Here is a 6,000-nt window from a genome sequence, read left to right on the forward strand (position 1 = left end):
GGTTTTCAAATTATCAAACTAAAACTCCGCACTTTGCGGTGTTCTGGGGAACGGAATTACATCGCGAATATTCCCCATCCCGGTCATGAATTGCACCAACCGCTCAAAACCCAAGCCAAAACCAGCGTGAGGTACGGTTCCATAACGACGCAAGTCAAGATACCACCACAAATCTTCTGGCTGCATTCCCTGCGCTATTATCCGCTTTTCCAACACATCTAAGCGTTCTTCCCGTTGCGCTCCCCCGATAATTTCGCCTATTTTCGGTGCGAGTATATCCATTGCTCGTACTGTCTTTTCATCGTCGCTCAAGCGCATATAAAACGCTTTGATTTTTGCTGGATAATCAGACACGATAACTGGCTTTTTGAATAATTGTTCCGCGAGATAACGTTCGTGTTCTGATTGTAAATCTAAACCCCAACTTACCGGATATTCAAACTTGACATCAGCTTTTTCTAATAGGGAAATTGCTTCTGTATAAGTTAAACGTTGGAATTCATTATTAATAATGTTGTCTGCTGTTTCCAGCACTGTATTATCAATTCGTTGATTAAAAAATTCCATATCTTCCGGACACGTTTCTAACACATATTTGAAAACGTGTTTGAGAAACGCTTCAGCTAAATCCATATCCCCTTCTAAATCGCAAAAAGCCATTTCTGGCTCAACCATCCAAAATTCGGCTAAATGGCGCGACGTGTTAGAATTTTCCGCACGGAAGGTGGGACCAAAAGTATAAACGTTGCTAAACGCCATTGCCATGACTTCGGCTTCTAATTGACCGCTAACTGTTAGATATGTCGGTCTGCCAAAAAAGTCTTGAGCGTAGTCTACGGCGTTATTCTCGGTGCGGGGAATGTCTTTTAGGTTCAAACCGGTAACGTTGAAAAGTTCACCCGCTCCTTCGCAATCGCTAGCGGTGATGATGGGTGTGTGTACCCACAAAAAGCCGCGTTCTTGGAAAAATTGATGAATTGCTGTCGCACAAGCGTTTCTGACGCGGAAAACTGCACCAAAGGAATTGGTACGCGATCGCAAGTGTCCAATTGTCCGCAAAAACTCATAAGAATGCCGTTTCTTTTGTAGCGGGTAAGTTTCGGGATCAGCCTCACCGTAGACTTTCACCATTTCGGCTTTCAACTCAATTCGCTGTCCTTTACCTTGGGAAGGAACCAGTACCCCTGTTACTTCCAGCGAAGCACCTGTATTGAGCTTTTTCAAATTAGCTTCATAATCTGGTAAATCTTGATTCATCACAACTTGCAAACTAGCCAGCGATGAACCGTCATTAACTTCAATAAAAGAAAATCCTTTCAACTCGCGTTTTGTCCGTACCCAGCCTTGAATTAAAAGAGACTCATCAGGTTGACCACTTCGCAATATTTCTGCTATCCGTCGCTTTACCATAGTTACCCAACATAGGACTTTAATATCCAGCCTATGATAACCCCCAATCCACCAAAGCGGATAGTTTGCCAAAAAGGTTTTTTGACGCTTTTCCAGGAAAATAACTGGCTTTCTAAGCTAACTTCTAGCACTTCTAACTGCTGTTTGATGTGCTTTAACTCAGCTTTGATTTCTGGAGTGTAATGTTTATTTTTATTAAGTTCTTGACGACGTTTTTCATATTCTGCCTTAGAGATGCGATCGCGTTGTACTTGCGTGTAGCGTTCTTTAAGTTCAACAAGCGATCGCTCTAAGAACAGTAATTCTTCTTCAAATTCTAACTCTTGATTTGACTCTGGCTCTGGCGGTTGTTTAGGCGGCTTCATTTACAAGTAGTACACTAATAGTCAATGGTCAATAGTCAATGGTCAATGGTCAATAGTCAACTGTCAATGATCAATTAACTATAGACTCTTGACTCTTTGGACTGTGGACTATCAACTCAGCACTCACCACTTAATATTATGTCCCAATCCACCCAGTTGTCTAAAACCAGTCAATTAGACGAATTAAGCACCATAGAATTAGCCCAAGCTCTCATGGAGAGGTTGAGCATTTCTCCTAACGATTGGCATCGTCTTAAGTCTAACCGCAATTCCCGCGCCACTGAACAAGCTGCTGCCGCTCTTGTGTTTCTCCTCAAAAATCAGCCAACTGAAGCTCTTGCTAGATTAGAACAAGCATCTGGTTGGTTAGATCGCTCTATTTCCGCACCACCCTGTCCAAGTCACGGGGATAAGGGATAAGGGAGTGGGGGAAGCGTGGTGTGGGGGAAGCGTGGTGTGGGGGAAGCGTGGTGTGGGGAAATCTCTTTTAATTCCCCCCCTTTCCCTCTCTCCCACTCCCCGTTTCCTCTGATCAGCGTCGCAGAGATAATCTCGGTCGATTCTCTAGCTGTTTGCAAAGTCTTAATTCTGTGCCTTTGCGGTTCCACTCTACCTGATCGAAAATATGATGCAGGAGAGTCATACCACGACCGTTTTCTGATTCATCTGGGGGTAGATAATCTGTGGGATCGCGATCGCATGTGCAACATGGACTAAATCCGCTGCCTTGATCTGATATAATCCACCAATACTGATTATCTATTAAGGAAAAACGCACTACTACTGTTTTACCTGGATCGAGATGATTGCCATGTTTAGCTGCATTGACTAGGGCTTCTTGAAGTCCCAGTCGCAGTTCAGCTTGCAACTTCACAGGAATTTCTGCCAATAATAAATCTAATATTGGACAGAGATATAGAGTTGAGGCGAAACTAATTGTGCCCCAATTGCGTCCAACTGGACGGAGCGAAATGGTAATCACTCTTATAAACCCCATAGCCTTCAGTTAGCTAGACATCAGTTTGCAAAACAAAAGCACCCTGATATGAGTTGAGGTGATCGTGCTGCCTTCAAACTAGCGTCTTCAAAACTAAGTTGTGAAAATACTCTGGAGCATCGGTTCTCTTCATGAATTACAGTTGAAAAATGTAAAACGGCAAATAGAAACCTTAATAATGCAGTTAGCAAATAAAAATGCTTTCAATAATGTAGAAGAGTATAGCGATACTCTTTTACCTGCCGATTGGGGATTTAAACAACCAAATTCAAGTTTATGAGTAACCCATACAACTTTAATTTCTTTATAGAAATGGAATTCAATGAATTCTATGTTTAGCTTAATTCAATTTTAGCATTTTTCCTATGCACTAGACTACAAATTAAAAATTTGAGTTTTGTCAAGGGGCTAAATACCCTTGCGAGCGTGATGATAAAACTAGAAAAGCGGCTGCTTCCACATGAGCGGTTTGAGGAAAAAAGTCAGCGGGTTGGATTCGTGTAATAGTATACATTCCATCTGCACAAAGTAGTTTTAAATCACGAGCGAGGGTGGCTACTTTACAGCTAAGGTAAACGATGCGACGGGGTTGCTTACGCCTTAAAGATTCGATGACATCGCTCCCACATCCTTTACGTGGAGGATCTAATAACACAATATCAGGCAAAATGTCCATTTGTGGTAACAATTTTTCAACTGCGCCGACAACAAAAGTCACATTATTAATATTGTTATTTCGCGCATTTAAAATAGCCTGTTCTACAGCTTCGGCTTGCACTTCTAACCCCGTAATACTACGGACTTGTTTAGCCAAAGGCAAAGTTAAAGTTCCAATACCACAATATGCATCAACTAACACTTCAGTTCCTTGCAAATTCAGTTCTTTTTGAATTTCTTGCGTCATCGCCTCGGCTGTTTCGGTGTAAACTTGAAAAAACGTATCTGGACGCACTTGAAATTCTAATCCAGCGAATTGTTCTCGCAGATAAGAAATTCCGGCAATACAACGGGTTTCGTTACCAAAAATCGCATTAGTGCGATCGCTATTTCGATTTAAGCAGACTCCCACTAATCCGGGAAAGCGTTTTAACCATACTGCGGAAAGCTTTTCAATTCCTGGTAAATTCCAATCTTTGACAACTATTGTCAGCAACATTTCCCCAGTGCGTCGCCCAATGCGTAAACTAAGATGGCGTATTTGTCCAGTGTGACGGCGTTCGTCGTAAACTTGCCATTGTGATGTGTGGATATCTTGTTTAACTTCGGCAAGTAATGGATTTAATCGTGCATCTTGCACAGGGCATTGATTTAAGTTAACTAATTGATGGCTGCCTTTTTGGTAATAACCAGCTTGAACTTGTCCTGTTGCCGATTTTCCCACAGGATATGTAGATTTATTACGATAACCGAAAGCTGAAGGTGCTCTCAATACTGGATCTACAGGTGGATGCACAAAACCGCCAATTCGTTCTAAAGCTTGAATAACTTGATTTCGTTTGGCTTCAAGTTGGTACTCATAGCTGATATGCTGCCACTGACAACCACCACATTTGTCAGCCACAATGCAACTAGGACGGATGCGTCTTAAAGATGGTCGCGATAAGGTATGCAGCTTGGCGTGGGCGTATTTGGGTTTAACGTGTAATAAGCGAATAATAGCGCGATCGCCTGGTACTGTATCGGGAACAAAAACTACGCGATCGTCGAAACGTCCCACACCATCCCCCGTATCACTCAAGTCTGTAATTTCAACTTCAATTAACTCTCCCTGTTGCCATTTGGCTGAATCATCTTCATCAGTGTGAAGCAATTCTCTAATCGACACCTTCTTGTCTCCCTTTATTTGTGTACCTAAGACTAGTTAAACTAACTAATAATATGTCGCGTGATTTTACTAATCATGACTGTAATTAGCCAAGTTATTCTCAAAGCCGACGACGAACTGCGTTATCCCAGCAGTGGTGAACTCAAAAACATCAAAGACTTCTTGCAAACCGGCTCACAGCGGATGCGGATTGTCACAACCCTCGCTGAGAACGAGAAAAAGATAGTTCAGGAAGCAACCAAACAGCTTTGGCAAAAGCGTCCTGACTTTATCGCTCCAGGAGGCAACGCTTTCGGAGAGCGTCAGCGTGCCTTATGTATCCGCGATTACGGCTGGTACTTACGCCTAGTTACTTATGGTGTGCTTGCCGGTGACAAAGAACCAATTGAAAAAATTGGTTTGATTGGCGTGCGGGAAATGTACAATTCCTTAGGTGTTCCCGTACCAGGAATGGTAGAAGCGATCGGCTGTCTGAAAAAAGCCTCCCTTGACTTACTCAATGCCGAAGACGCTGCCGAAGCTTCCCCCTACTTCGATTACGTCATTCAATCGATGTCATAATCATCCAGCATTGGTTAATGAATGGCGTACACTTACGGTCTACTAGAGAGAGTGCAACATCTGAACACTTAACATCCATAAAATCTCTAATTTGATCATACCCTCCCCACACTTGGTAGTGGCTCTGGCAGAATTTCTGTCAAGTTACCAGCAGGTTGTGGGGAAATTTTATTTAAGTACTGGAATGTGGGATAAAAGCTCTTAAACGTAGTAAGCGGTTCTATCCCTTAAAATCCTTGCTATGAGAGGTAAACCGCTCACTACGAACTACGAGCCAAGAAAAAACCGACAGACTTCTTCAAAAGGCTGTCGGCAATTAGTGTGTTCCCTATTAATGACTCGGCTAGAGTTCAGTTATATGTAATTATGCTGGTTTGCCCGTTTTTGGAACACGATCTTAATCATGGGCATCTGTGATTCTCATCACATAATTGTTGCAACCAAACTGTATTCGGCTAAAAAATAAATTTATGAGTTCAAAGCTAGCTAATGCATATTGTGCAATTTTAAATTGTAATACTTGTTACACTTCTTTAAAAATTATAAACATCTACACATTAACCCTTGTAGAGACTATTCTGTGCTACGTCTCTACATTGTTTTCCACTCCTATGTGTAATAGGGAGCGATCGCGCTTTTATTTACAAGCAATTTTGTTGTGCGATCGCTTAAACACAAACTTATTTTCACATAACTTATAGAAAATCTGGCTTCGTTGACACTCCCCGGCGTAAACGCACGGGGATTCTTGAATCTCAGACATAACTTGCTCAACCAGGCTTGCGCTCTTATTGAGTAGAGGTTTCATCTCCCCAAGCGTTGCTCATGAAAGCCATGAAGGT

The 6,000-nt window shown here is 42.2% G+C and carries 7 protein-coding genes; 3 read left to right on the plus strand and 4 right to left on the minus strand.

Going from position 1 to position 6,000, the window contains the following annotated elements; all coding sequences use genetic code 11:
* Nucleotides 1-18: 18 nt before the first annotated feature.
* Together asnS and OGM63_RS04330 are read right to left on the minus strand one after the other, a co-directional pair.
* Nucleotides 19-1,410 (minus strand): asparagine--tRNA ligase, encoded by a 1,392-nt coding sequence (gene asnS / locus OGM63_RS04325; protein WP_263744272.1) that lies wholly within the window; start codon nt 1,408-1,410, stop codon nt 19-21.
* Between the two features lie 2 nt (nt 1,411-1,412).
* Complete coding sequence (locus OGM63_RS04330; RefSeq protein ID WP_263744273.1) at nt 1,413-1,775, minus strand: sll0565 family protein; 363 nt, start codon at nt 1,773-1,775, stop codon at nt 1,413-1,415.
* 138 nt (nt 1,776-1,913) lie between these two features.
* Between OGM63_RS04330 and OGM63_RS04335 the strand changes: the two genes are divergently transcribed.
* Nucleotides 1,914-2,195: a DUF6439 family protein gene (locus tag OGM63_RS04335; RefSeq protein WP_263744274.1), complete on the plus strand. Its 282-nt coding sequence runs from the start codon at nt 1,914-1,916 to the stop codon at nt 2,193-2,195.
* Nucleotides 2,196-2,307: 112 nt separating this feature from the next.
* Here the strand turns inward: OGM63_RS04335 and OGM63_RS04340 are convergent, their stop codons facing one another.
* Nucleotides 2,308-2,757, minus strand: coding sequence for an ATP-binding protein (locus tag OGM63_RS04340; RefSeq protein WP_263744275.1), 450 nt, complete (start codon nt 2,755-2,757; stop codon nt 2,308-2,310).
* A gap of 115 nt (nt 2,758-2,872) precedes the next feature.
* Between OGM63_RS04340 and OGM63_RS04345 the strand changes: the two genes are divergently transcribed.
* Nucleotides 2,873-3,052: a hypothetical protein gene (locus OGM63_RS04345; RefSeq protein ID WP_263744276.1), complete on the plus strand. Its 180-nt coding sequence runs from the start codon at nt 2,873-2,875 to the stop codon at nt 3,050-3,052.
* Between the two features lie 120 nt (nt 3,053-3,172).
* Here OGM63_RS04345 and rlmD read toward each other — a convergent pair whose 3' ends face one another.
* The gene (rlmD, locus tag OGM63_RS04350) at nt 3,173-4,597 is read right to left on the minus strand and encodes a 23S rRNA (uracil(1939)-C(5))-methyltransferase RlmD (RefSeq protein WP_263744277.1); all 1,425 of its coding nucleotides are present in this window, start codon (nt 4,595-4,597) and stop codon (nt 3,173-3,175) included.
* 75 nt (nt 4,598-4,672) lie between these two features.
* On the opposite strand from rlmD, the gene OGM63_RS04355 reads away from it, so the two are divergent.
* Nucleotides 4,673-5,158, plus strand: coding sequence for an allophycocyanin subunit alpha-B (locus OGM63_RS04355; RefSeq protein WP_263744278.1), 486 nt, complete (start codon nt 4,673-4,675; stop codon nt 5,156-5,158).
* Nucleotides 5,159-6,000 lie beyond the last annotated feature (842 nt).

The organism is Plectonema radiosum NIES-515 (assembly GCF_025753815.1).
GTDB lineage: Bacteria > Cyanobacteriota > Cyanobacteriia > Cyanobacteriales > Nostocaceae > Hassallia > Hassallia radiosum_A.